A 24,592-nucleotide genomic window follows, 5' to 3' on the forward strand; every position below is an offset into this window, starting at 1 on the left:
GATGAGACGGAAAAATGACAGGAATTTTCTAAACGAAAAGATCCGGATAATGTAGGAATGGTCGCGGATCTTGCCAAGCCGGAATGGAACCATCTGTAAACTCGCGTTACGGAAATGTTGAGATAAAAAGCTGTCGGTGAAAAAGCAGCATCGGGCAGCAGGAGGAATTGGTCATGCAGGGAAAATTATATTTATGTGCAACGCCCATCGGGAATCTGGACGATATCACGCTGCGGGTGTTAAATACGTTGAAAGAGGTCGATCTGATCGCTGCGGAAGATACGAGACACAGCATCAAGCTCTTAAACCATTTTGACATCAAAACGCCGATGACCAGTTATCATGAGTTCAACAAGGTGGAAAAGGCGAGAGTTCTCGTCGAGAAGATGAAGGAAGGCACCAATATCGCACTGATCACGGATGCCGGGACACCGGGGATCTCGGATCCGGGCGAGGAGCTTGTAAAGCAGTGCTATGAGGCCGGAATCGAGCTGACTTCTCTTCCGGGGCCGGCGGCATGCATCACGGCACTCACGATCTCCGGAATGGCGACAAGACGGTTCGCGTTTGAGGCGTTTCTGCCGTCCGATAAGAAGGAAAAGCAGAGAATTCTGGAAGAATTAAAGTCTGAGACACGGACGATCATCCTCTATGAGGCGCCGCACCGTCTGGTACGGACCTTGGAAGAGCTTCTTGAGGCGCTGGGGAACCGGAGGATCACGATCTGCAGGGAACTCACAAAGAAGTACGAGACGGCATTCCGAACCACGTTTCAGGGGGCGTTAGATCATTTTGAGACGGAGGAACCGCGGGGCGAATGTGTCATCGTGATCGAGGGAAAGAGCCCGGAGGAGATCAAAAAAGAGAAAGAACAGACCTGGGAAGCCATGTCGCTCACGGAACACATGGACGTCTATCTGTCACAGGGAATCGAGAAGAAGGAAGCGATGAAGCTTGTGGCGAAGGACCGCGGGATCGGAAAGCGGGATGTGTATCAGATGCTTTTGGATGAGCAGGAATAGGGAATTCGAGAAGAAGATGTGTCGCTGGTTATTGAGTGAGATGACGGGTGGTACGTCTTCTTTTTTGCAAAAAATTACAGACAAATAACAAAAAAATAACAAATGTCTTAATAATGCGGCGAGAAGATAAATATTGATTGAAAATAGTGGGGGGGAATGATATAATTCAAGTAGATGAAACTGAAACAATCAGCATAGCGGGGGGCGATTTATATGAAGAAAAAAATGTGGTTAACATTATGTAACTTAGGCGTTTCAGTAGTATTTTTATTATCGTTATATAGCTATACAAAGGGTATGAGAATGTTTTCGCTGGGATTAGCAATGGCACTTCTTATAGAAATAGGTATAAGAGGGCTTATTGAGCAGAAATTTGCGCAGGAGGGCGCTGAGGTAAATGGAAATAAGATTTATCATGTATCTGAAATATTAAGATATGCCTGCGCTATTATTTTGGCAATAGGAGTGTGGCGCAATGGGTTTAAATGACAGTGATTAAAATAATAGTTTTAATATAAAATGCTTCTTTTTCCCAAAGCAATAATGCAGTTGGGAAGAAGAAGCATTTTCTCATATTTATCTGTGGAGTTTTGTGTCGTTTCGGAGTATGATTTAAGAAAATGGTTCTTCTGAACGATAAAATCAGAGGTGTTTTATGCTTAAGATTATGATTTTTCTCTTAGGGCTTTTCTGGTGCCTGGGACTTTGGATAGAGGGGCGGGAGGCGGCGAAAAGCCGCGCGACCCTGCGTCACGTGGTGCATGTAAACGGCACACGAGGGAAATCTACGGTCTGTCGGCTGATCGAGGCCGGCTTGCGGGCAGGCGGCTTGCGGGTATTCTGCAAAACTACAGGTACGGATCCGATGACAATAGATGTTTCCGGCAATGAAGAGCCTCTGCACCGCAGAGGCAAAGCCAATATTAAAGAACAGGTCGGCATTCTGCGCCGTGCTGCCGCCCAGAATGCGGAAGTTCTGGTGATCGAGTGCATGGCATTGCAGCCCGAATATCAAAGATGTGCGCAGCATCGCATTTTGCAGGCCGATGTGGGCGTGATTACGAACGTGCGGCACGATCATGCCGATGTGATGGGGGATAGTCTTCCGGAAATTGCGGATACGTTGAGCAACACGATTCCCAGAGGAGGCGTTTTATTTACGGCCGATGAGGCCATGGCAGATCGTCTCAGGAGCCATGCGGAGATGCTGGGCAGCCGCTTCGTTCTGGCACGTCCCACTGGGGATGAGCCGGATTTTGATTTTGCCGAAAATATTTCCCTGGCACTAGCTGTATGTGAAGATCTGGGCGTTTCGCGGGAAACAGCTCTTGCGGGCATGGCACATTATAAGCGCGACCCTTATGCGCTGGCACTATATAAGATGGGGCAGGGGATTTTTGTGAATGCCGTTTCGGTAAATGATTCTGATTCCACCTGCATCGTCTGGGAAGATCTGCAGAAAAAACTTGGAGAGAAGGCCGGAAAGCTTATTTTGATCGTATGCAACCGGGCTGATCGGGGAAGCCGCACCCGGGATATGCTGACTGTATGTGAGAGACTGGCTCCGGCCGAGGTCTGGCTGGCAGGTTCGCATAAAGACTATATGACGGCTAAACTGCACCGGTTGTTGCCTGATTGCGCCGTGCGCAGCTTTTCACAGGCTGACGATATGCCTCTAAACGATACAGCACCGGGTACAGTGCTGTTTGCAGTCGGCAATTTGTATGGAGCGGGGCGCAAACTGATCGCCCGTGTCCGCGAGGAGGGAGAGCCTTATGTATAATCAAATCATTCTGTTAGGTGTAGTGGTGAGTATGATCTTTACCGAGATTACCGGGCTTTCGGCTGGACTTATCGTACCCGGTTATCTGGTTCTGGCGTTACATAGCCCCGGTCGTATTGTTACTACGCTGATTATGGCATCCGTGAGTGTGCTTTTATGCCGTCTGGCATCGCAATGGCTGATTTTATTTGGTCGACGCCGGTTTGCCTTTCTGATCCTGCTGACCTTTGCGCTGAATTGTGTACTTTCCGCATGGAGACTGCTTCCCTTCAGTGTGATTGGCATTTTAATGCCAGGTATTCTGGCGCGGGAAATCGATAGACAGGGATTCTTCGATGCCTTTCTGGCAATTGCCGCCACTACGCTTTTTACGGCGCTGATCTTACTGCTTATCGGGCAAAAGCTGCCCGGCGTGTGAAAGGAGGCGTTTTCGCATGAAAAGTTTGCAAAAACGCCGAAGCACGGCACTTATCCTGGCTGTGGTCTGGCTGGCCGTCTGCCTTGTCCTTACATTGGCGATGGGACAGACGAAAGCCACGGAAGACTATGAGATCAAACTTTTGGCTGCCCAGAAGCTGCAGGGCTGGATGGATGATATCCGGGATTATAAGCTGGAAGCAGGACTTTCCCTCACTCCTTATGATACGCACAAGACCGGAATGATCGGCGATGAATATACGCCAATTACCACCAGCCTTGGCTCGGAGGAGGCGAAGCGGACCACAGCAAACCCGGACATGGCCGCACTGCTGGTGCAGATGCTCACCGAGGCCGGGGTAAAGTCCGGCGATACCATCGGTGCGGGCTTTTCGGGTTCCTTTCCAACGTTGAATCTGGCTGTGCTGGCCGCCGGTGAGGCGATGAATGTGAAGGTGATCTATATCGCTTCCATGGGAGCGAGCACCTTTGGGGCAAACCAGCCGCAGTTTACCTTCCCGGACATGGTCTGCCGCCTTTATCTTGACGGCAGGCTCCAGACACCTCCGGCTCTGATCACACCGGGCGGTGATTATGACTGCGGAGGTGAAATGTTTGAGGAGGAAAAAGAGGAGGCACTTGCCCGCATTGCGTCCTATGGCGTGGCAGATATCATGCAGGAGCGCGATTTCGCGGCAAACCTGAAGGCGCGTGAGGACCTGTATGAGACGTTAGGTCCCATAAGCTGTTTTGTCGGTGTGGGCGGAAACATTACGACCATCGGCCTGGAAGAGGACAAGATGAAGGCCGGTGTGATGGTTCCCTATACGGTTACCAGTGTGCGCAGTGATGACGGACTCTTGCAATATTATAATGCACATGGTCTGCCGGTTCTGCATCTTTTAAACATCAAGCAGCTGGCTGCCCAGTACGGTCTGCCGTTTGATCCAGAGATGATCGTCCCGCCAGGACAGAGTGCCCTGTATTACCACACGGTATATCCACATTTTCCGGCTCTGGCCGGGGTCCTTGGGGCTGTGTGTATATTAGTTTTTGCCTTTAAAAGGAGATCCAGGAGTGATGACAGGTAATATCAAACTGGCGGGTTTCGAGATCCGCAAAATAGACCACAAAGAAATGATGATCGGTCTGGCGTTGATCGCGCTGAGTTTTTTAATGCCGGTTTTATTTACGGTACAGAATTTTCAGGTGCGGGAGTATATGCATCTTGCGTTGGAAAAGCAGGAGAAGACCGATCTGATGGTGGCTGCTTTACGCCTGGTGATGTTAAATGCCCTGCGCGCTGCTCCGCATTATATCGGAGCATATTATATTGCCGAGTCAGTGGAACTCTACCGGAGAGGGAAAAAAAGTTGGATACCCAATGCATGCATGATTTTACTGATCCTGCCGCTTGTATATGAGGGCATTGGTCTGGTGCACGGTATTCGTTACGACTTTGGTTTGCCTGCTCTGCTTTTGGGTTCATCCGTGGTACTGTTTCGGCGTCTGGATTATCAATATATATCATTAACAAAAAAGAACCTGATGTTGCTGATTTTTACTATAGCTTTTCAGTTCCTGGACATCATGCCGCTGATGAGCGGTCTGCCCGTGGGACGCGGTGAGACGAGTTCTGATATCAAGCTATTTGCTGATGTGCTGGAGGCCAATTCTCTCTTAAATGCCATCGGTGCGGTGGGAATTTTAGTTGTGACTCTGTTTGCAACGATTATTCTCCTGCAGCTGCGGGATGAAAATAATCTTCTGCGTCTGTCGGAGGAAAAAGAAAAAATGCAGAACGTGCAGAGTCGTGCAGCACTGCTGGAGATGAAAAACCGTACCTACCGGGAAATGAAGTATCTGGTGCACGATTTAAAATCGCCTCTGACCAGTACTCAGACTTTGGTGGGAATTTTAAAAATGCAATGCGAGGTTGACGGAAGAAACAGGGAAATCGAATATCTGAGCCGCATTGAAAGCCAGATGGATCGGATGAGCAGCATGATCTCGGAAATCTTATATGAAAACAGATGCAGTCCCAGCGACACCAAGCACATTTTAGATATGGCACTTGCGCAGATATCGGTAGAGGATTACGCATCTAACGTGCATATTGACAATGAGGTACCGGAGCTTCAGGTAAGCGTAAACAGTATTTTGTTTACGCGCGTGTTAGTAAATCTGATCCACAATGCCGCACTGGCGGTTGAGAAGGAGCGGGAGCTTGCCATCTGGATCCATGTACGGGCCCGCCGGGTGGATGACCTGCCGTTTATCACTTTTTCTGTTTCAGATAACGGCTGCGGTATGACCGAGCAGCAGCAAGCCACCATGTGGGAGCAGGGAATTTCCGGCTTTGGCTCCAGCGGTCTGGGACTTGCCTTTGTGAAACAGACCGTGGAAGCCATGGACGGCTCGGTGATATCGGAAAGCCAGCCGGGCAAGGGCACACGGTTCATCATATTTTTACCGGAGGTAGTAAACCATGGAACGAAAGATTACGATACTTTCCATTGACGATGAAGAAAATATTCGCTTTGCCTTAGGCGAGCTGTTTCATTTTCAGGGCTGGGAGGCCTGCAGTGCCCCAAATGTAAAAAAAGGCCTGGAGCAGTTTCGTTTACACAAACCTGACATTGTATTAATCGATTATCACATGCCCGGCATTAACGGCGTGGAAGGAGTGCAGATGTTGCGTGCACTTTCACATACTGTGCCAATTATCGTGTTTACAATTGATGAAAGTCAGGAGGTGGCTGACCAGTTTCTTCAGGCGGGTGCCAGTGATTTTGCCTTGAAGCCCATCAAGGCTCCAGATATTATCAGCCGCATCAAGCTGCATTTACGCCTTTTAGAACGAGAGCATCAAAAACAGGCACCTTTGGACAAAGGCTTAAGTGAGGCCACGATGCAGCTGGTGCTGGATTCGTTAAAAGAAGGTGGGGATTACATGACAGTAAATGAGGTGGCTCGCAGCAGCGGTCTTGCATATCAGACGGTATACCGTTACCTGCAGTATCTGATTCAGAATAAGAAAGTGGAAATGGTGAGCATTTACGGCAAAGTCGGCCGCCCGCGTCAGTTATTCCGCTGGGTTGAAAATATGTAAGCGATCTACAATAAAACGAAAAAAGTTTTACCTTGAGAAAACGAGGTAAAACTTTTTTCGTTTAATATGAAACCCAATTTAATTGATCAAATGACATTATTACATTTTTGAGAAAAATATGAGAAAAAATAGACTTGAATAGAGTGATTTTGTATAATTTACACAGTTCCTACAGAACTTCGACACAGTTTCTACATAAATATTACTATTATCCTGGGGATCAGCTTTCACCCCGACTTGAGATGTGATGGTAAAGCTTTCGCTTACTAATAAAAGACACCATAAAACAGAGAGGAGTTGCCGATGGGCGGCGAACCTCTCAAACAAAAGGAGGATGACAATGAAAAGATCAAATCGTCTGGTTGCAAGATCTGCAGTTGCACTCAGTCTGGCAGCTTCGTTGACTGCCTGCGGAACTGCTTCCTCAACGACAACGACAGCGGCGAGCAGTGAGGCTGCTACCGAGACAGCTTCCGAAACAGAAGCTGCTTCTACGACCGAAAACGTTGGTGAGGATGTCTGGCTGCCTTACAACGAAAACCTCGAGAAGAAGCGTGATGACCGTGACGCTACCGGTAAAAACGGCGCGGTTGCTTCCTGTAACTGGTACGCCAGCAAGGCAGGTCTGGAAATTCTGAAGGAAGGCGGAAACGCCTTTGACGCAGCGGCTGCTGTAGCCTACACTCTGGGCGTGGCTGAGCCGTACTTCTCCGGTCTGGGCGGCGGCGGATTTATGACTATTTACAGTGCCAAAGATGACAAGGTGAGTGTCCTTGATTTCCGTGAGACTGCTCCTGCAGCTGCTAATGCACAGATGTGGTTGGATGAAAACGGAAAGATGGAGCAGTTCAGTCTGGACGGCGTGAACAATCTGGGTGACAAGAGCGTGATCGGCGGTCTGTCGGTAGCTGTACCTGGAGAAGTTGCTGGTTTTGAGTATCTTCTTGATAACTACGGTTCTGATGCCGTAAGCCGTCAGCAGATCTTCCAGCCTGCTATCGACACTGCCAACAACGGCTATGTAGTGGGAGTTACCTTTAAGGAAGAGCTGGACAGCGAGTATACCGGTATTGCTGCAAACGAGACTTTGAGCAATATCTACCTGGATGAGAGCGGACTGCCGTATGAGGTTGGCGATGTGATCAAAAACCCGGATCTGGCAAAGACCCTGCAGCTGATCGCTGATGGCGGTAAAGATGCTTTCTATACCGGCGATATGGCACAGGCTATGGTAGATGCTGTTGCGGCTTGGGGCGGCAACATGACTATGGAAGACCTTGCAAATTACGAAGTAAAGGTTCGTGAGCCTGTCGTTGGTCACTATAAAGATTACACCATCTACTCTTTACCACCGGCATCTTCCGGCGGTACACACCTGGTTGAGATCCTGAACATTCTCGAGAACTACGACGATATGGACAAGATTGGTGTAAACAGCGCCGAGTATGTACATCGTTTCTCTGAGGCTTTCAAGATTGCCTTCGCAGACCGCGCGCAGTATATGGCAGATACTGACTTTGCTGATGTTCCGTTAGCTCAGCTGACAAGCAAAGACTATGCTGCAGAGCGTTATAGCGAGATCACTGACAAGAGCGGCAGCTATGTGGCTGTAGAGCCGGAAGAGTTAGAGCATTATGCAACTACAAGCTTTTCCGTTGTTGACCAGTGGGGCAACATGGTAGCCTGCACAAAGACTATCAACTACGGCTTTGGTTCCAAGGTTGGTGTTCCTGGCTATGGATTTATTATGAACGACGAGATGGATGATTTCTCAGCTGATCCTGAGAGCGTAAACTGCGCAGAAGGCGGAAAACGTCCGTTATCCAGCATGAGCCCGTCTATCTTTTTATATCCGGATGGATCTCCGTACATGACAATCGGAAGCCCGGGAGCTACCCGTATTTTCCCGACGATCGCCCAGGTTATTGAGCGCATGATTGACTACAATATGGATATTCAGGACGCAATCGATTGTGCACGTATCTACGACAACGCATCTGAAAATATCTGCTATGAGTCCGGCGGTGTGAACCCGATCACTCCTGAGGTTGCTAAAGAACTGCAGGATCGCGGACATGAAGTTACCGATAAGGGAGAATGGCAGCTGTTCTTCGGCGGCGTACAGGGAATCTCGATCGGTAAGGACGGAACCCTGCGCGGTGGTGCGGATCCTCGCCGTGATGGTAAGGCTCTGGCATATTAATTTTCATTTCCAGTAATACATGAATTATCAGTGCTGCCCGCTTCCCGATAACGGGGCGGGCAGCCGTAAAATAAGAAAAGGAGATATACGATTATGAAGAAACTTGGTATTTTTATTGCGGCTGGTGCTTTGACATTATCTTTGGCTGCTTGCGGCTCCGGCGCTTCCAGCACAACAACTACCGCAGCGGCTGCAGAAACCACAGCAGCAGCTTCCGCAGAAACTACAGCAGCAGGTGCTGCAACTGAACTGACTGAGATCAGCGCAGGTATGTGCTCTACTCCGGCTATCCTGACCAGTATTGGACAGAGTGCTGATGTAGACATTGCAAATACACTTTGCACAAAGGCTGGCATTGAAGTAACAATGAATAAGAACATCACAGGCGCAGATCTTCCGGATGACTGCAAAACTCTGATCCTTGCAGTCGGTGGATCTTCCAAGGGACTTGGTGCTGCCGGTATCGATGCTGACCAGGAGCTTGCACGTACTGACGCGCTGATCTCCGCTGCAAAGGAAAAAGGCATCATTGTTCTTGCTCTGCACACTGGCGGATCCGCTCGCCGCGGTACCTTATCTGACAGCTTTATCACTCCGGCTTTCCAGGGCTGCGATGCTGCTATCGTAGTTTCTGAGGGAGATTCCGATGGTCTGATGTCTGGTATCTTATCTGGCAACGGAACTCCTGCAATCTACGTAGATAACACTGCAGGTACTCTTGACGCTTTAAAAACTGCATTTGGTCTGTAAATCTGAGTTACTAAACAAACAAACTAACCTGCGGCCTGGCTGAACGGGCCGCAGTGATTTTGAAGAGGAGAACATCATTATGACACCTTACGTGATCACTTTTATTGTGATGGTCGGTGTTTTCATGATCGGCTGCTTTGCATTCAAACTGCCTGTTGGCGTATCAATGCTGATAGCAGCGCTCTGCGGTGCTCTTGAGGGCGGCCTCGGCACCGAGACTATCCGTATGATGGTAGAGGGCGAGTTCGGTTATGTAGATACCATTCTGACTATTGGCTGTGCCATGATTTTCATGAAGGTCATTGAGGGATCCGGTGCTCTGGATGCTTTAAGCAGCCTGATTATTGAGAAATTCCATCGTTTCCCTGCTGTTTTACTGGTTTTAATCATGCTCATCATTATGTTCCCCGGCATGATCACCGGTTCTTCCACTGCAGCAGTTCTTTCAGCAGGTTCCATTATGGCTCCGGTTCTTGCATTAATGGGAATCGATGCCGTTACTTCAGGCTCCATTATCGCTATGGGTGCTCTGCTTGGTATGATCGCACCTCCTGTAAATACCGCCGCATTAATTATCTGCGCAGGTATCGATGTTCCTTATGTTGGTTTTGAGGGTCCGCTGGCCTTAATTACCTTCCCGTTAGCGATTCTGTTCGTGCTTTTACTCGGCTACAAGCAGGCACGCCACATGGACTATGAAAAACTGAAACCTGCTCTTGAAAAGCAGGATGCGATCCGCAAGCAGTACGGTGTGCGCATCTACATTCCGTTACTGGTTCTGGTTGCTTTAATGGTTATCTTTAAGGTTCTGAAGTTAGGCGAAGACATCGGTATGCCGCTCATGTTCCTCATCAGTGCTGCCGTTGGTCTGTTCACCGGAAAGAAGATCAATGTACTGACTGCTGTTCCGGAAGCCATCCGTACCGCAGCACCTGTTATGGGTATTCTGATGGGTGTTGGTATGTTCATCGAAGTAATGACAGCGACCGGCGTTCGCGGTCTGGTAGTTATCAGCTGTCTGCGTCTTCCGAGCACATTGTGGCTCTTAGCCTGCGCGATCAGTATTCCGCTGTTTGGTGCAGTTTCCTCTTACGGCGCATGCTCGGTTTTAGGCGTTCCGTTCGCTTACATTTATGCTTCACTTTTAGGCGGAAATTCCGTTGTGGTTTTAGCTGCTATCAGCCTGATTGCTGCTGTGGGTGATATGATGCCTCCTACCGCTTTAGCGGGTCTGTTCGCTGCACAGGTTACAGGTGTAGAAAAATACACTGAGATCCTGAAGCGTTGTATTGTGCCTATCATCATTTTGCTGGTTTACGCTTGTTTCTTCCTGGCAAATTCAAAACTGATTGCCGGACTGTTTTAAAGGAGGGACTGAATTATGAGTATTATCACGATCATTTATTTAGCCATCGCCCTTCTGGTTTTTGTAAGCACACTGTACAACATGATTTTTAAGGAAGAACGCCTTGTTGATCAGATCAACGCAGCTATGATTTTAATTCCTCTGCTGCTGCGCATCTTCCTGATCAAGTAAGGAGGGTGAATGAAAATGAAGAAAACGTATCTGTCCGCCGTTGCCATCCTGGTTTGCGCGGCTCTTGTTGGCGGTATTGCCGGTACGAGCTTTTATACCAAGCGCCATTTCAAGGAAGACATCGTGACTGGTCCGAATGTGACCGAGGTATTTAAGTTGAGCCGTTATAATCCAAACCTGGAAGGCACCATCGGCGATTCCGATGTGTATGTACTGAAAGGCGAAAAAGAGGGAGGTTCCCTTGTTGTTCTGGGCAGCACCCATGCCAACGAACCTTCTGGGCATATGGCCGGCATTATTCTGGAAGAGAATGCAAAGGTTGAGGCGGGCACCATTTATGTGATCCCGAACATCAATAATTCCGCTTTGACCCACAATGACCCGCTGGATGGTTCTCCACAGTACATGCACTTCACCACAAAAAATGGTGAGACCAGAACATTCCAGTACGGCTCTCGTGCAACCAACCCGATCGACCAGTGGCCGGATCCGGATATTTACACACACAAGTCTTCCGGTCAGACACTTTCCGGTTCAGAAACTCGTAACCTGAACCGATGCTATCCGGGAGTTGAGGATGGTACTTTATCTGAGCAGGTTGCTTATGCGGTAACCAATATGATCAAGACCTTAGATATTGACATGGAGATCGATCTGCATGAGTCCAGCCCGGAGTATGCTGTAAACAATGCTACCGTAGCTCACGAGCGCGCTTCTGCTATTGCATCTGAGGGCGTTCTGAATCTGGAATTAGAGGGAATTTCCATGAGCCTGGAGCCGTCTCCGGTTTCCTTACATGGTCTGACTCACCGTGAGTTAGGTGATTATACCAATACTTATGCACTGTTAATGGAGACTGGTAATCCTAGTCAGGGTCGTCTTCGTGGCTATACAGATGAGGATCTGGTAAAGACAGGTGAGGATCCTTGCTATGTGATCGCCTATGATCTGGGTCTTCTGTATGTTGACTACAGCTCCGGCAACTTCCCAATTGAGTTGCGTACTGGCCGTCATCTTGCTGGTATCAGCGCTTACATCGATGCGTTCAACAATAACAGCAGCGAAGATAAGCAGATCATTGTGAAAGGTATTCCGACCTATGACGAGATGATCAACAGCGATTTAGGTGATTTCCTTCTGTAAAAATTTTATACAGACCCAATGAAAACCCCGGTCTGCAGTGCATGAACATTGCGGACCGGGGTTTTTGTTACGCAAATTTTGCCTTTAATGTTCGGATCGCCGGGGACTGTACAAGGATCGTGTAGGCCACGCCTCCGAGGACGATTCCTGCGATGGTCTGCATGGACAGGGTGAACATTTCACCGAAGGCAACAACGGTGCTGTAGAGTGGGATCTTTACGAGCGTGTAGCCGATAATATGGGCGATGCCGCCGACGATAGCACCGACGAGCCAGGAATATTTAAAGTTCGGCAGAAGTTTGTAGGCAATCGTTCCGGCGATGAACGCCCAGAGACCTTTTAATACCATGGTCGGGAGAACCCATACCGCGTAGCCGCCGAGAAAATCGGAGAGACCTGCGCCGATGGCACCGGCGAGGACGCCGCGTCTTGTGCCAAATAAGCAGACGGTCAGGATGATCATGCAGTCGCCAAGGTGGGTGTAGCCAAAGGCGGAAGGAACCAGTCCAGAAGAGAAGAAAAACGGTTGCAGAAAGCAGAAATATATCATGGAACGGGACGTCAGGGCCGGATTAAAAAAATTCACTTGACAAAACAGCAGACATCTATTACCATTAGAATCAAACATTTTGAATATCAAACTATTTGAAATTAAAAACTACTGCGGGGAAAAGAATTTCTTCGCATCGAAATGGCAGGATTTAGAAGATGATGACAGCCAGAATTGCTGGAATCGGCGCGTATGTGCCGGAGAATTTGATTACGAACGACGATCTGGCGAAGATCGTGGACACGAATGACGAGTGGATCCGGACACGGACCGGAATCCGGGAACGCCGGATCTCCTCCGGAGAGGGAACGCGCCATCTGGCGGCGAAGGCGGCTGAGCGGGCGCTTGCGGCAGCAGGAGTTGCCCCGGAAGAGCTGGATATCATCATTCTCGGGACTTCGTCCCCGGATCGGAATTATCCCAGCGATGCCTGCAGTGTTCAGGCGGCCATCGGGGCAGTGAATGCAGTTGCCTTCGATATCTCGGCGGCATGCGCGGGATTTATTTTCGCCATGAATATCGTGGAAGGATTTTTTAAAGCCGGAATTTACAAGACGGCGCTGATCATCGGGGCGGAAACCCTCAGCAAAGTGACAGACTGGAGTGACCGCGGAACCTGCGTCCTTTTTGGAGACGGAGCAGGGGCAGCCGTTTTAAAAGCGGAAGAAACCGGAATCATCGACATGATGATGGGAGCGGACGGAACAAAGGGTGATGTTCTCGCCTGCACCTCGAGAACCGTCGGAAACTTTCTCACAGGGACAAAGCCGGAGCTCGGATTTATGACCATGGATGGACAGGAAGTTTTCAAATTCGCAGTGCGGAAGGTGCCGGAGAGTGTCTTGGAGCTTCTTAACCGGACAGGGACAAAAAAGGAAGACATTAAATATTATGTCCTCCACCAGGCGAACGAGCGGATCATTGAGGCAGCGGCCAGACGTCTGAAGGAGCCGATGGAGAAATTCCCGATGACGATCGGTCAGTTTGGAAATACATCAACGGCATCGATTCCGTTACTGTTAGACGATATGATCCAGAAGGACATGCTGAAGCGGGGCGACAAGATCATCATGTCAGGCTTCGGAGCCGGAATGACCTGGGGTGCAGTGCTCATGGAGTGGTAGATATCTGATTCATCCGGAAAGCAGGAGAAATTATCTACATAATAAGAAATAATTTAAAAAAACAAAAAAATGCAAAAACTCATAAAATACAAATAATAAGAACATTTAAAGGAGATCAAATCATGTTAGAAAAAATGAAAGAAATCATCGCAGAGCAGTTAAGCACAGACGCAGACAGCATCACAGAGGCAACTTCCTTCAAGGATGACCTTGGTGCAGATTCCCTTGACTTATTTGAGCTTGTTATGGCTCTTGAGGATGAGTATTCCGTAGAGATCCCGGCTGAGGACCTTCAGAATCTCGCAACGGTCGGCGATGTTATGAAGTACTTAAAAGATAAAGGTGTTGAGGAATAATCAAACCGAATAAACCAGAGTATAAACGCGTCTATGACGCGTTTTACTGATATAAAGATAATTCCGGGCAATACCCGACAGATAGATTTCAGGAAGTGAGAGCAATAAAAATGAAGACAAGAATTACAGAAATGCTGGGAATCGAATATCCGATTATTCAGGGCGGTATGGCCTGGGTCGCTGAGCATCATCTTGCTGCCGCTGTTTCCGAGGCAGGAGGTCTTGGCCTCATCGGCGGCGCAAACGCACCGGGAGAAGTTGTCCGTGAAGAGATCCGTAAGGCGAAAGCACTGACAAAGAAGCCGTTTGGCGTTAATGTCATGCTAATGAGTCCGTATGCGGATGATGTGGCGAAGGTGGTTGTTGAAGAGGGCGTGAAGGTCGTTACGACAGGAGCCGGAAATCCTGCAAAGTACATGAAGATGTGGAAGGAAGCAGGAATCATCGTAATCCCGGTCGTTGCTTCTGTGGCTCTTGCGAAGCTTATGGAGCGCGGCGGCGCTGATGCTGTCGTTGCTGAGGGAACCGAATCCGGCGGACATATCGGTGAGGCGACCACCATGACTCTCGTTCCGCAGGTCGTTGACGCGGTATCTATCCCGGTCATCGCGGCAGGCGGCATCGGCGATGGAAGAGGAATCGCAGCGGCCTTCATGCTGGGCGCTGAGGCAGTCCAGATGGGAACAAGATTTGTTGTCGCAAAGGAATCCATCGTTCATGAAAATTATAAGCAGAGAATTATTAAAGCAAAGGACATCGATTCTGCGGTAACAGGAAGAACCCACGGACATCCGGTCCGCTGTCTGAGAAACCAGATGACGAGAGAATACAACCGCCTTGAGGCAGAAGGAAAATCCTTTGAGGAGCTTGAATATCTGACACTTGGAACCCTCAGGAAAGCCGTCCAGGAAGGTGATACCATAAACGGAACCGTTATGGCAGGCCAGATCGCAGGTCTTGTAACGAAAGAGCAGACATGTAAGGAAATGATCGATGAGATGATGGAGCAGGCAGACAAGCTGCTTGGCGGATGTCAGAAGTAAGGAGAATCATGGGAAAGACAGCATTTATTTTTCCGGGACAGGGCGCGCAGGTATGCGGCATGGGCCAGGATTTTTATGAAAATTCGGAGACGGCAAAGGCAGTATTTGACCGTGCGACGGAGCTTTTAGGCTTTTCCGTTCCGGAGTTATGTTTTGAGAAAAATGACCGTCTGGACATCACGGAGTATACGCAGGCGGCAATGGTGACCACGAGCGTTGCTATGATGAAGGTTATGGAGGAGCGCGGCATCCATGCGGATGTGGCGGCTGGCTTAAGCCTTGGCGAGTACTGCGCACTGGTGGCAGCAGGCGTTATGACGGCGGACGACGCGATCCGCACGGTCCGGGAGAGAGGAATCCTCATGCAGGAGGCAGTTCCGGCGGGAGTCGGCGGAATGAGCGCTGTCCTCGGCATGACGGCAGATGAGATCAATGCAGTTGTGGACGAGATCCCGAACGTGCAGGTCGCAAACTACAACTGCCCGGGCCAGATTGTGATCTCCGGTCTCAAGGAGGCAGTGGAGACCGCGGCGGTGAAGTTAAAAGAGGCAGGTGCAAGACGTGTGATCCCGCTTAATGTCAGTGGACCGTTCCACTCCTATCTTTTAGAGGAAGCTGGGGAGAAGCTTGGAAGGTTTCTGGAGAATATTCCGGTATCTGAGCCAAAGATCCCGTATGTGGCGAATGTGACAGCCGCTTATGTGACAAAGGCGGAGGATGTAAAGCCGCTCTTAACACGCCAGGTATCTTCTTCTGTCAGATGGCAGCAGAGCGTGGAGACCATGCTGGCGGACGGTGTTGACCGGTTTATCGAGATCGGACCGGGAAAGACGTTAGCTGGATTTATCAGAAAGATCAACAGGGAAGCGACGGTCATCAACATTGAGAAATTTGAGGATCTGGAGAAGCTGAACTAAGTGATCGAAAGAGAAATTAGTAAATAATGTCGTCAGAGACAAAAATCTGGCGGCTGACTGATAGAAACACGGAGGGAAACATGAATTTAACAGGGAAGGTTACTCTTGTGACAGGCGCAAGCCGCGGAATCGGCCGTCAGATCGCTTTGACACTGGCTGGATATGGCGCGACCGTCATCGTCAACTATAACGGCTCCGCAGCAAAAGCAGAGGAAGTCGTAAACGAGATCACAGCAAACGGCGGAATGGCGGAGAGCATGCAGTGCAGCGTCAGTGATTTCGAAAAATCCAAAGAAATGATCGATGGGATCGTAAAGAAATACGGCCGTCTCGATATTCTTGTGAACAACGCCGGAATCACAAAAGACAACCTGATCATGAAGATGTCCGAGGACGATTTTGACGCAGTTATTGCCACAAACTTAAAGGGCGCATTCAACTGCATCAAACATGTCTCCCGCCAGATGTTAAAGCAGAGAGGCGGACGGATCATCAACATCTCCTCCGTTTCCGGAGTGATGGGAAATGCAGGCCAGGCAAACTACTGCGCATCTAAGGCCGGCATCATCGGACTCACGAAATCCGTTGCGAGAGAGCTTGGAAGCCGCGGAATCACATCGAACGCAGTTGCACCGGGATTTATCCGTACAGAGATGACGGATGTGCTGCCGGAGGACGTAAAGAAAGCCATGGGCGAGCAGATTCCGTTAAAGCATTTCGGCGAGACAAAAGACATTGCGGAGGCAGTCGCATTTCTCGCTTCCGATGAGGCAGCTTATATTACCGGCCAGGTTCTTCATGTGGACGGCGGCATGGCGATGTAAAAGACAGTTGGAAAAAGCGCCTGTTCCGGCCACACAGCCGGACAGCGGATGTTTCGGTTATCATCTGCGCGGGGCGTGGATGATAGCATAATTAGAACAGGAGAACGAAAAGCATGAGAAGAGTTGTAGTAACAGGAATGGGCGCGATCACCCCGATCGGAAACGATGTTGAGACATTTTGGAACGGATTAAAAGAGAAGAAACTCGGATTTGGACCGATCACCTATTTTGACACGACCGATTATAAAGCAAAGCTCGCGGCAGAGGTTAAGGACTTCGAGCCGAAGGACTATATGGATCCGAAGGCGGCAAGAAGAATGGAGCGCTTCGCACAGTTTGCGGTAGCGGCAGCCCGCCAGGCGCTGGAGGATTCTTCCCTCGACATGACAAAGGAAGATCCGTTCCGTGTCGGTGTCTGCGTGAGCTCCGGTATCGGAAGCTTACAGATCATCGAGAAGGAATATAAGAAGCTTCTGGAAAAAGGACCGAACCGCGTAAACCCGCTTCTGGTGCCGCTCATGATCAGCAATATGGCAGCAGGAAACGTGTCCATCCAGTTTGGCTTAAAGGGAAAGAACATCAACGTCGTGACAGCGTGCGCGTCCGGTACGAACTCCATCGGTGAGGCAATGCGTGCGATCCAGTACGGCGAGGCGGAGGTCATGGTCGCAGGCGGAACTGAGAGCTGCATCACACCGTTAGGCGTTGCGGGATTCTCCGGACTTACCGCTCTTTCCACCTCTGAGGATCCGGAGCGCGCCTCCATTCCGTTCGATCTTGAGAGAAACGGTTTCGTCATGGGCGAGGGCGCAGGTGTCGTTGTCTTAGAGGAATTAGAACATGCAAAAGCTCGCGGAGCGAAGATCTACGCGGAGTTAGCCGGATACGGAGCGACAGGCGATGCTTATCACATTACTTCTCCGGCGGAGGACGGAAGCGGTGCCGCAAAGGCAATGGAATACGCAATTGCTGACGCGGGAATGAAGCCGGAGGACATCGATTACATCAATGCCCACGGAACAGCGACCCACCACAACGATTTATTCGAGACAAAGGCCATCAAGCTTGCGCTTGGCGACCATGCATATAAAGTAAAGATCAACTCCACAAAATCCATGATCGGCCACCTCTTAGGCGCTGCCGGCGGCGTTGAGTTCATCGACTGTGTAAAATCCATCCAGGACGGCTTCGTTCATGCTACAGCAGGATTAAAAGTGGACGATCCGGAATGTGATCTTGATTATACAAAGGGCGACGGCGTTTCCATGGAAGTAAAGACAGTTTTGACGAACTCTCTGGGATTCGGCGGACACAATGCGTGCCTGCTTGTCAGAAAGTTTGAGGAGTAAGGAGAACGGCGATGGAAGTAAAAGAGATCATTGAATTAATGAAGGCAATGTCAGAGAACGGCATGACCGGCTTCGAGCTTGAGGAAGGCGACTGGAAACTGAGCATGAAGCGGGAAAAGAAAATCGTTGCGGCGGCGCAGACACCGGTCGTTATGCAGGTCCCGGGACAGGGTTCCATGATCCAGACCGCGGATGTGACCGCTATGGAGCAGGTCTCCGGTGAAAATGCGGAAAAGAAAATTTCCGGAATCTCCGAGAAAGTGATCACCTGTCCGCTTGTGGGTACGTTCTATTCCTCCCCGGCACCGGACGCAGAGGACTATGTAAAAGTCGGAGATACCGTGAAAAAAGGTCAGGTCATCGGAATTGTGGAAGCCATGAAGCTGATGAATGAGATCGAGAGCGAGTATGACGGAATCGTGGAGGAGATCCTTGTGAAGAACGAGGAGACGGTTGAGTATGGTCAGCCGTTATTCCGGATTCGTTAATTAATAAAGATAACCGTTTGGCGGCCTGCGCATTGCCGCGCGGGCTGTGAAAGATTGGATAGAGGATAAAAATCATGTTAGGAATCAAAGAAATTCAGGAAATCATTCCCCACAGACATCCGTTTCTTCTCGTGGATTGTGTGGAGGAGCTGGAGCCGGGCGTGAGAGCCGTCGGATATAAATCTGTGACATACAATGAGCCGTATTTCGCGGGCCATTTTCCGCAGGAGCCGGTAATGCCGGGCGTCCTGATCGTTGAGGCGCTGGCACAGACAGGCGCTGTCGCGATCTTAAGCGTTGAGGAAAACAAAGGAAAGACTGCGTATTTCGGCGCAATGAATAATGTAAAGTTTAAGAAGAAAGTAGTTCCGGGCGACAAGCTCCGTCTGGAATGCGAGATCATCAAGCAGAAAGGACCGGTCGGTGTTGGAAAGGCGGTCGCTACCGTGGACGGCAAAGTCGCGGTATCTGCGGAACTCACATTTATGATCGGTTAGGACTGGTGAAGAGATGTTTCAGAAGATTTTAATCGCAAACCGCGGCGAGATCGCCGTTCGGATCATCCGGGCATGCCGGGAGATGGGGATCAAGACGGTTGCCGTCTACTCCGAGGCAGACCGGGACGCACTGCACACACTTCTTGCGGACGAGGCGATCTGTATCGGACCGGCGCCGTCCACGGAGAGCTATCTCGATATGGAGCGGATCTTAACCGCATGCGTTGTCATGAAGGCAGATGCTATCCATCCGGGCTTCGGATTTTTGTCCGAGAATGCCCGTTTCGCGGAGCTCTGTGAAAAGTGCAATATCCGCTTTATCGGACCGTCAGCTGAGATCATTAACAAGATGGGAAATAAATCTGAGGCGAGAAAGACCATGATGGCGGCCGGTGTTCCGGTCGTTCCGGGAAGCAAAGAGCCGGTCTACACCGTGGAAGAAGGTCTTAAGACCGCAAAGGAAGTCGGTTTCCCGGTCATGATCAAGGCGTCCAGCGGCGGCGGCGGAAAAGGAATGCGCGTCTCAAGATCAGAGGAAGATTTCGAGTCCAATTTCTTAAACGCCCAGATGGAGTCGGTCAAAGGATTTTCCGACAATACCATGTACATCGAGCGGTTTGTGGAGAATCCGCGCCATATCGAATTCCAGATCCTGGGTGACCGATACGGAAATGTCGTCCATCTCGGCGAGCGCGACTGCTCGATCCAGAGAAGACACCAGAAAGTCCTTGAAGAGTCCCCGTCTGCGGCGATCTCCGATGAACTCCGCAAAAAGATGGGGGAGACGGCGGTCCGGGCGGCGAAAGCAGTCGGATATGAGAATGCGGGAACCATCGAGTTCCTTTTGGATAAACAGAAAAATTTCTATTTCATGGAAATGAACACGAGGATCCAGGTGGAACACCCGGTAACGGAGTCTGTCACCGATATGGATCTCATCAAGGAGCAGATCAGGATCGCCTCCGGTGAGCCGCTCTCTGTGCGCCAGGAAGATATCAGGATCTCCGGGCATGCGATCGAGTGCAGGATCAACGCGGAGAATCCGGAGAAGAACTTTATGCCGTGCCCGGGCATGATCACAGACATTCATCTTCCGGGCGGACGCGGAGTCCGTGTCGATACGGCTGTTTACAATAATTACCGGATCCCGCCGAACTATGACTCCATGATCTTAAAGCTGATCGTCCGCGACAAGGACCGCGCGTCTGCGATCGCGAAGATGCGCAGCGCACTCGGAGAGCTTGTTATCGAGGGGATCAACACAAATCTGGATTTCCAGTATGACATCATCAGTGATCCGGATTTCCAGGCGGGCGAGGTGGATACAAACTTTATCCCGTCCCATTTTCCGGAGTATTGTAAAGAATAAAAATTGTGTTTCCATAGACTGGAAAGGAGCTTTTTTGTATGTTAAGGGATATGTTTAAGAAAACATATACAAAGATCGATATGAGATACCGCGCGGAAGAAAAGGAATCTGCGAAAGCAGAGCAGGAAGACGCACCGGTAATTCCTGCCGGTCTGTGGAAAAAATGTAATAAGTGCGGAAAACCGATCTATACGGATGATGTCCGCGCGAACTTTTATATCTGTCCGAAATGCGGCGGATATTTCCGTGTCCATGCGTACCGCAGGATCGAGATGATCGCTGACGAGGGAAGCTTTGAGGAGTGGGACAAGGAGATGGAAGTCTCCAACCCGTTAAATTTCCCGGGATACGAGAAGAAACTTGCGGCGGCAAGAGAAAAATCGAGACTCAACGAGGCGATCGTCACCGGAAAATGCCGGATCCACGGGGAAGAGACGGTTGTCGGCGTCTGCGATGCGAGATTTTTAATGAGCAGCATGGGCCACAATGTAGGAGAAAAGATCACACGGGCGGTCGAGCGCGCCACAGCGGAAAAGCTTCCGGTGATCCTTTTCGCCTGCTCCGGCGGCGCGAGAATGCAGGAGGGCATGGTCTCCCTGATGCAGATGGCAAAGACTTCTGCGGCTTTAAAGAGACATCATGAGGCGGGACAGCTTTATGTGAGTGTTCTGACCGATCCGACGACGGGCGGCGTGACGGCAAGTTTCGCGATGCTCGGAGATATCATCCTTGCGGAGCCGGGGGCACTCATCGGATTTGCCGGACCGCGTGTCATCGAGCAGACGATCGGGCAGAAGCTGCCGGAAGGTTTCCAGAGAGCGGAGTTCCTTGTGGAGCACGGTTTTGTCGATAAGATCGTGAAGCGTGAGGAATTAAAGGAAACGCTGGCGATGATCTTAAAGCTTCATAAAAAGCCGGAGAGCGGATGTCTGGCGGCCTGGGAGAGAGAACATTCCGGGGAAGGTGCTTCAGAGGAGAACCGGTCCCGTGGAAAGAAAGTCCGCCATGCATCGGAAAAAGCCGCCGGAATGATCCGCAGCGCGTGGGATTCCGTCCTGCTTTCCAGAAAGTCGGATCGCCCGGTAGCGACCGACTATATCCATGCGATCTTTGATGACTTTATGGAGTTTCACGGAGACCGCTACTGCAAGGACGACGGCGCCATTGTCGGCGGGATCGCGTCCTTCCACGGAATGCCTGTGACAGTGATCGGCCAGGAAAAAGGAAAGAATACAAAAGAAAACATTAAGCGCAATTTCGGCATGCCGTCCCCGGACGGATACCGGAAAGCGCTCCGTCTCATGAAACAGGCGGAGACCTTCGGACGTCCGGTGGTATGCTTTGTGGATACACCAGGGGCGTTCTGCGGTCTGGAAGCCGAGGAGCGCGGACAGGGCGAGGCGATCGCGAGAAACCTCTTTGAGATGTCCGATCTCACCGTTCCGGTCCTCTCGATCGTGATCGGGGAAGGCGGAAGCGGCGGAGCACTCGCCATGGCGGTTGCCAATGAGGTCTGGATGATGGAAAATGCAGTCTATTCCGTCCTTTCCCCGGAAGGTTTTGCTTCGATCCTCTGGAAAGACAGCAAACGCGCCGATGAGGCGGCACGTGTCATGAAGATGACTGCAAAAGAATTAAAAGAACTTGGAATCATTGAACGGGTTATCCCGGAGCCGGAACCGGCAGACCCGGAAACACTTCCGGAGATCGCAAAGACTATGGAAGATGCCATGGAGGAATTCTTTGAGACATGGACACCGCTCGGCGGGAAGACGTTAGCAGAACGCCGTTACGAGAGATTCCGGAAGTTCTAGGAGGCAGAATGGAGAAAACAAACATCCTGAAACCATTAAAAATAGGAAACCTTGTGGCGAAGCGCCCGGTGATCCAGGGAGGAATGGGAGTCGGCATCAGTCTTTCTTCGCTCGCCGGAGCCGTTGCAAAAGCGGGCGGCATCGGGATCATTTCCACAGCGCAGATCGGATTTAAGGATCATGACTTCGGAAAAAATCCGATGGCAGCGAACTTGAGAGCGATCCATTCAGAGCTTAAAAAAGCCAGAGAGAAAGCGCCGCAGGGCGTTCTCGGCTTTAATATCATGGTCGCGACAAAAGAGTACGCATCCTATGTAAAAGAGGCCGTAAAGGCCGGAGCGGACGTGATCATCTCAGGAGCCGGTCTCCCGATCGACATGCCGAAATTTGTCGCGGAGGCGGAGAGCGAAGCGGACGGCGGAGAAAAAAAAGAGCGCCGCACGATGATCGCGCCGATCGTTTCTTCTGTGAAATCGGCACTTGTCATCTGCCGGATGTGGGACAGAAAGTACCATACGGCACCGGATTTCGTCGTGGTGGAAGGTCCCTGCGCGGGCGGTCACCTTGGATTTTCCAGGGAACAGCTTACGGAGCTTGGAGCCGATACGGATCATGTGGCGGAGACATATGATGAGCCGGCATACGACAAGGAGGTCCGCGGGATCATTGAGACGGTGAAAAGCTTTGCCGAGAAGTATAAAAAGCATATCCCGGTCATCACGGCGGGCGGAATTTTCGACTATAAGGACGTTCTGCATCAGTTTGAACTTGGAGCAGAAGGAGTCCAGGCGGCGACGAGATTTGTGACCACCGAGGAATGTGACGCGGATATCGCTTACAAAGAGGCATACATTAACGCGAAAGAGGAAGACATCGTGATCGTGAAGAGTCCGGTCGGAATGCCGGGGCGTGCGATCAAAAACAAGTTCTTAGAGCGTGTCGCGAAAGGCCCGGTCAAGGTCGAGCACTGTTTCAGGTGCCTGGAGCATTGTGATCCGGCGACAACGCCGTACTGCATCACGAAGGCGCTTATCAATGCCGCGGAAGGAAAGATCGATGACGCGCTGCTGTTCTGCGGGAGCAACGCGTACCGCTGCGAGAAGATCGAGACGGTGCCGGAAGTCATGGCGGCGCTGTGCGGAGAATAGCTCATAATCCACAAAGTATTGTAAAGTTGCGGAGATTCATAGATCCTGCATTTCTGTCATAGAATGAAGAAACTCAGGTGATAACCCGATGGATCCGGTCTTTTACCGGATTTTCGGGGATTTCACCTCTTCAGACAGAAATGCGGGATCTTTTTATGTTAAATGCGCTGTGGGCTGGGATGATGGCCGCCGGGATCTTCTGGGCGGCGTTTCATGGAAATATGGGGGAAGTGACGAACGGGCTGCTGGATTCGGCGAAAGAGGCGGTGACTCTGGGAGTCACCATGCTCGGGATCATGTCGTTCTGGTGCGGGATCTTAAAGATCGGGGAGCGAGCCGGTCTCATTGAGGCGCTCACGAAAAAAATGCGCCCGGTGATCAGATTCCTCTTCCCAAATCTCCCCGACGGACATCCGGCAGGGCAGTATATCGCGACAAATATGATCGCAAATATGCTGGGACTCGGCTGGGCGGCAACCCCGGCGGGATTGAAGGCGATGGAGGAGCTGGGAAAGCTGGAGGATGAGAGAAGAGGCGGGATTTGCCGGAGAGAGGACCGGGAAGAAGATTGCGGAATATCCGGGGAGCGGAGACGGTCATACGGGGAGACTCCGGATAAGCCGAAGTCAAAAGAAAAACTGTACAGATGGAAGCGCCCGGCCGGGACCGCCAGCAACGAGATGTGTACATTTCTGATCATCAACATCTCGTCCCTGCAGCTGATCCCCATCAACATGATCGCCTACCGCAGCCAGTACGGCAGCGTCGATCCGGCAGCGATCGCGGGACCGGCGCTGCTCGCGACGATCGCGAGTACGGCGGCGGGGGTAGTGTTCTGCAAAGTCATGGACAGGAAAAACATTGATTTTTGAAAAAAAGTTTACTATAATGTTACTATTATGCGGCTGAAGCCCATACTCGGAAAAGAGCCCGCCCAAGGCGGTTTGCAAACAGAACACGATAAAAATATTCGTATCTGTACGTCATCAGAGCGAGATGACATACAGATCGTAAAAAAAGTCGATAAAACAATACCAGGAAGGTTGACGCATACAGAATGTATGCTTCTTTCTGGTATTTTTTTGCACTCGTGTCTGGAGTAAAAGTGTGTCATTGAACATGGTTTCAGGACAGAAAAGGGGATAA

At 50.5% G+C, this 24,592-nt stretch carries 25 protein-coding genes; 24 read left to right on the plus strand and 1 reads right to left on the minus strand.

What is annotated here, in order from left to right:
* Window positions 1-173 precede the first annotated feature (173 nt).
* The 12 genes from rsmI (at window position 174) to ACXMYH_RS00205 (ending at window position 11,967) form a co-directional block, all read left to right on the plus strand.
* The gene (gene rsmI / locus ACXMYH_RS00150; RefSeq protein WP_486555250.1) at window positions 174-1,022 is read left to right on the plus strand and encodes a 16S rRNA (cytidine(1402)-2'-O)-methyltransferase; all 849 of its coding nucleotides are present in this window, start codon (window positions 174-176) and stop codon (window positions 1,020-1,022) included.
* Between the two features lie 213 nt (window positions 1,023-1,235).
* Window positions 1,236-1,511: a hypothetical protein gene (locus ACXMYH_RS00155; RefSeq protein ID WP_486555251.1), complete on the plus strand. Its 276-nt coding sequence runs from the start codon at window positions 1,236-1,238 to the stop codon at window positions 1,509-1,511.
* Window positions 1,512-1,677: 166 nt separating this feature from the next.
* A complete protein-coding gene (pgsB, locus tag ACXMYH_RS00160; protein WP_486555252.1) occupies window positions 1,678-2,805 on the plus strand; it encodes a poly-gamma-glutamate synthase PgsB in 1,128 nt (375 codons plus the stop codon).
* Window positions 2,798-3,223, plus strand: coding sequence for a poly-gamma-glutamate biosynthesis protein PgsC/CapC (locus ACXMYH_RS00165; RefSeq protein WP_486555253.1), 426 nt, complete (start codon window positions 2,798-2,800; stop codon window positions 3,221-3,223). The genes pgsB and ACXMYH_RS00165 overlap by 8 nt, the downstream gene beginning before the upstream one ends.
* Before the next feature lie 16 nt (window positions 3,224-3,239).
* Window positions 3,240-4,313 carry a poly-gamma-glutamate system protein gene (gene pgsW / locus ACXMYH_RS00170; protein WP_117472164.1) on the plus strand — a complete coding sequence of 358 codons (1,074 nt, stop codon included), beginning with the start codon at window positions 3,240-3,242 and terminating at the stop codon, window positions 4,311-4,313.
* Window positions 4,303-5,742, plus strand: a complete 1,440-nt coding sequence (locus tag ACXMYH_RS00175) for a sensor histidine kinase (protein WP_486555254.1) — start codon at window positions 4,303-4,305, stop codon at window positions 5,740-5,742. The genes pgsW and ACXMYH_RS00175 overlap by 11 nt, the downstream gene beginning before the upstream one ends.
* The gene (locus ACXMYH_RS00180) at window positions 5,711-6,334 is read left to right on the plus strand and encodes a response regulator (RefSeq protein ID WP_015553922.1); all 624 of its coding nucleotides are present in this window, start codon (window positions 5,711-5,713) and stop codon (window positions 6,332-6,334) included. Before ACXMYH_RS00175 ends, ACXMYH_RS00180 begins: the two co-directional genes overlap by 32 nt.
* Window positions 6,335-6,674: 340 nt before the next feature.
* A complete protein-coding gene (gene ggt, locus ACXMYH_RS00185; RefSeq protein ID WP_486555255.1) occupies window positions 6,675-8,537 on the plus strand; it encodes a gamma-glutamyltransferase in 1,863 nt (620 codons plus the stop codon).
* 93 nt (window positions 8,538-8,630) lie between these two features.
* On the plus strand, window positions 8,631-9,287 hold the full coding sequence (locus tag ACXMYH_RS00190) for a DUF6305 family protein (RefSeq protein ID WP_486555256.1): 657 nt from the start codon (window positions 8,631-8,633) through the stop codon (window positions 9,285-9,287).
* Window positions 9,288-9,366: 79 nt separating this feature from the next.
* The gene (locus ACXMYH_RS00195; RefSeq protein WP_486555257.1) at window positions 9,367-10,653 is read left to right on the plus strand and encodes a TRAP transporter large permease subunit; all 1,287 of its coding nucleotides are present in this window, start codon (window positions 9,367-9,369) and stop codon (window positions 10,651-10,653) included.
* A 15-nt stretch (window positions 10,654-10,668) separates the two neighbouring features.
* The gene (locus ACXMYH_RS00200; protein ID WP_015553926.1) at window positions 10,669-10,824 is read left to right on the plus strand and encodes a hypothetical protein; all 156 of its coding nucleotides are present in this window, start codon (window positions 10,669-10,671) and stop codon (window positions 10,822-10,824) included.
* A 9-nt stretch (window positions 10,825-10,833) separates the two neighbouring features.
* Window positions 10,834-11,967, plus strand: coding sequence for a M14 family metallopeptidase (locus ACXMYH_RS00205; RefSeq protein WP_117472168.1), 1,134 nt, complete (start codon window positions 10,834-10,836; stop codon window positions 11,965-11,967).
* A gap of 67 nt (window positions 11,968-12,034) precedes the next feature.
* On the opposite strand, the gene ACXMYH_RS00210 is transcribed toward ACXMYH_RS00205, so the two are convergent.
* On the minus strand, window positions 12,035-12,430 hold the full coding sequence (locus ACXMYH_RS00210; RefSeq protein ID WP_486555258.1) for an ECF transporter S component: 396 nt from the start codon (window positions 12,428-12,430) through the stop codon (window positions 12,035-12,037).
* Between the two features lie 245 nt (window positions 12,431-12,675).
* Here ACXMYH_RS00210 and ACXMYH_RS00215 point away from each other — a divergent pair, with 245 nt between their 5' ends.
* The 12 genes from ACXMYH_RS00215 to ACXMYH_RS00270 all read left to right on the plus strand — a co-directional run bounded on the left by ACXMYH_RS00215 (window position 12,676) and on the right by ACXMYH_RS00270 (window position 24,318).
* The gene (locus ACXMYH_RS00215; protein ID WP_486555259.1) at window positions 12,676-13,641 is read left to right on the plus strand and encodes a beta-ketoacyl-ACP synthase III; all 966 of its coding nucleotides are present in this window, start codon (window positions 12,676-12,678) and stop codon (window positions 13,639-13,641) included.
* A 122-nt stretch (window positions 13,642-13,763) separates the two neighbouring features.
* On the plus strand, window positions 13,764-13,997 hold the full coding sequence (gene acpP, locus ACXMYH_RS00220; protein WP_015553932.1) for an acyl carrier protein: 234 nt from the start codon (window positions 13,764-13,766) through the stop codon (window positions 13,995-13,997).
* 110 nt (window positions 13,998-14,107) lie between these two features.
* Window positions 14,108-15,040: an enoyl-[acyl-carrier-protein] reductase FabK gene (fabK, locus tag ACXMYH_RS00225; RefSeq protein ID WP_144363693.1), complete on the plus strand. Its 933-nt coding sequence runs from the start codon at window positions 14,108-14,110 to the stop codon at window positions 15,038-15,040.
* Window positions 15,041-15,048: 8 nt separating this feature from the next.
* The gene (fabD, locus tag ACXMYH_RS00230; protein WP_215702243.1) at window positions 15,049-15,957 is read left to right on the plus strand and encodes an ACP S-malonyltransferase; all 909 of its coding nucleotides are present in this window, start codon (window positions 15,049-15,051) and stop codon (window positions 15,955-15,957) included.
* Window positions 15,958-16,037: 80 nt separating this feature from the next.
* Window positions 16,038-16,781: a 3-oxoacyl-[acyl-carrier-protein] reductase gene (gene fabG / locus ACXMYH_RS00235; RefSeq protein ID WP_117470021.1), complete on the plus strand. Its 744-nt coding sequence runs from the start codon at window positions 16,038-16,040 to the stop codon at window positions 16,779-16,781.
* Between the two features lie 113 nt (window positions 16,782-16,894).
* The gene (gene fabF, locus ACXMYH_RS00240; protein ID WP_486555260.1) at window positions 16,895-18,130 is read left to right on the plus strand and encodes a beta-ketoacyl-ACP synthase II; all 1,236 of its coding nucleotides are present in this window, start codon (window positions 16,895-16,897) and stop codon (window positions 18,128-18,130) included.
* Window positions 18,131-18,141: 11 nt separating this feature from the next.
* Window positions 18,142-18,618, plus strand: coding sequence for an acetyl-CoA carboxylase biotin carboxyl carrier protein (gene accB / locus ACXMYH_RS00245; protein WP_015553937.1), 477 nt, complete (start codon window positions 18,142-18,144; stop codon window positions 18,616-18,618).
* Window positions 18,619-18,692: 74 nt separating this feature from the next.
* Window positions 18,693-19,115, plus strand: coding sequence for a 3-hydroxyacyl-ACP dehydratase FabZ (fabZ, locus tag ACXMYH_RS00250; protein ID WP_015553938.1), 423 nt, complete (start codon window positions 18,693-18,695; stop codon window positions 19,113-19,115).
* Between the two features lie 13 nt (window positions 19,116-19,128).
* Window positions 19,129-20,484 carry an acetyl-CoA carboxylase biotin carboxylase subunit gene (locus ACXMYH_RS00255; protein WP_215702245.1) on the plus strand — a complete coding sequence of 452 codons (1,356 nt, stop codon included), beginning with the start codon at window positions 19,129-19,131 and terminating at the stop codon, window positions 20,482-20,484.
* Window positions 20,485-20,522: 38 nt separating this feature from the next.
* On the plus strand, window positions 20,523-22,298 hold the full coding sequence (locus ACXMYH_RS00260) for an acetyl-CoA carboxylase carboxyltransferase subunit alpha (protein WP_118321832.1): 1,776 nt from the start codon (window positions 20,523-20,525) through the stop codon (window positions 22,296-22,298).
* Window positions 22,299-22,306: 8 nt separating this feature from the next.
* Complete coding sequence (locus ACXMYH_RS00265; protein WP_486555261.1) at window positions 22,307-23,446, plus strand: NAD(P)H-dependent flavin oxidoreductase; 1,140 nt, start codon at window positions 22,307-22,309, stop codon at window positions 23,444-23,446.
* 155 nt (window positions 23,447-23,601) lie between these two features.
* Window positions 23,602-24,318: a nucleoside recognition protein gene (locus ACXMYH_RS00270; RefSeq protein WP_142410776.1), complete on the plus strand. Its 717-nt coding sequence runs from the start codon at window positions 23,602-23,604 to the stop codon at window positions 24,316-24,318.
* The last annotated feature ends 274 nt before the right edge of the window (window positions 24,319-24,592 follow it).

The sequence above is a fragment of the Pilosibacter sp. NGB245 genome (assembly GCF_057397225.1).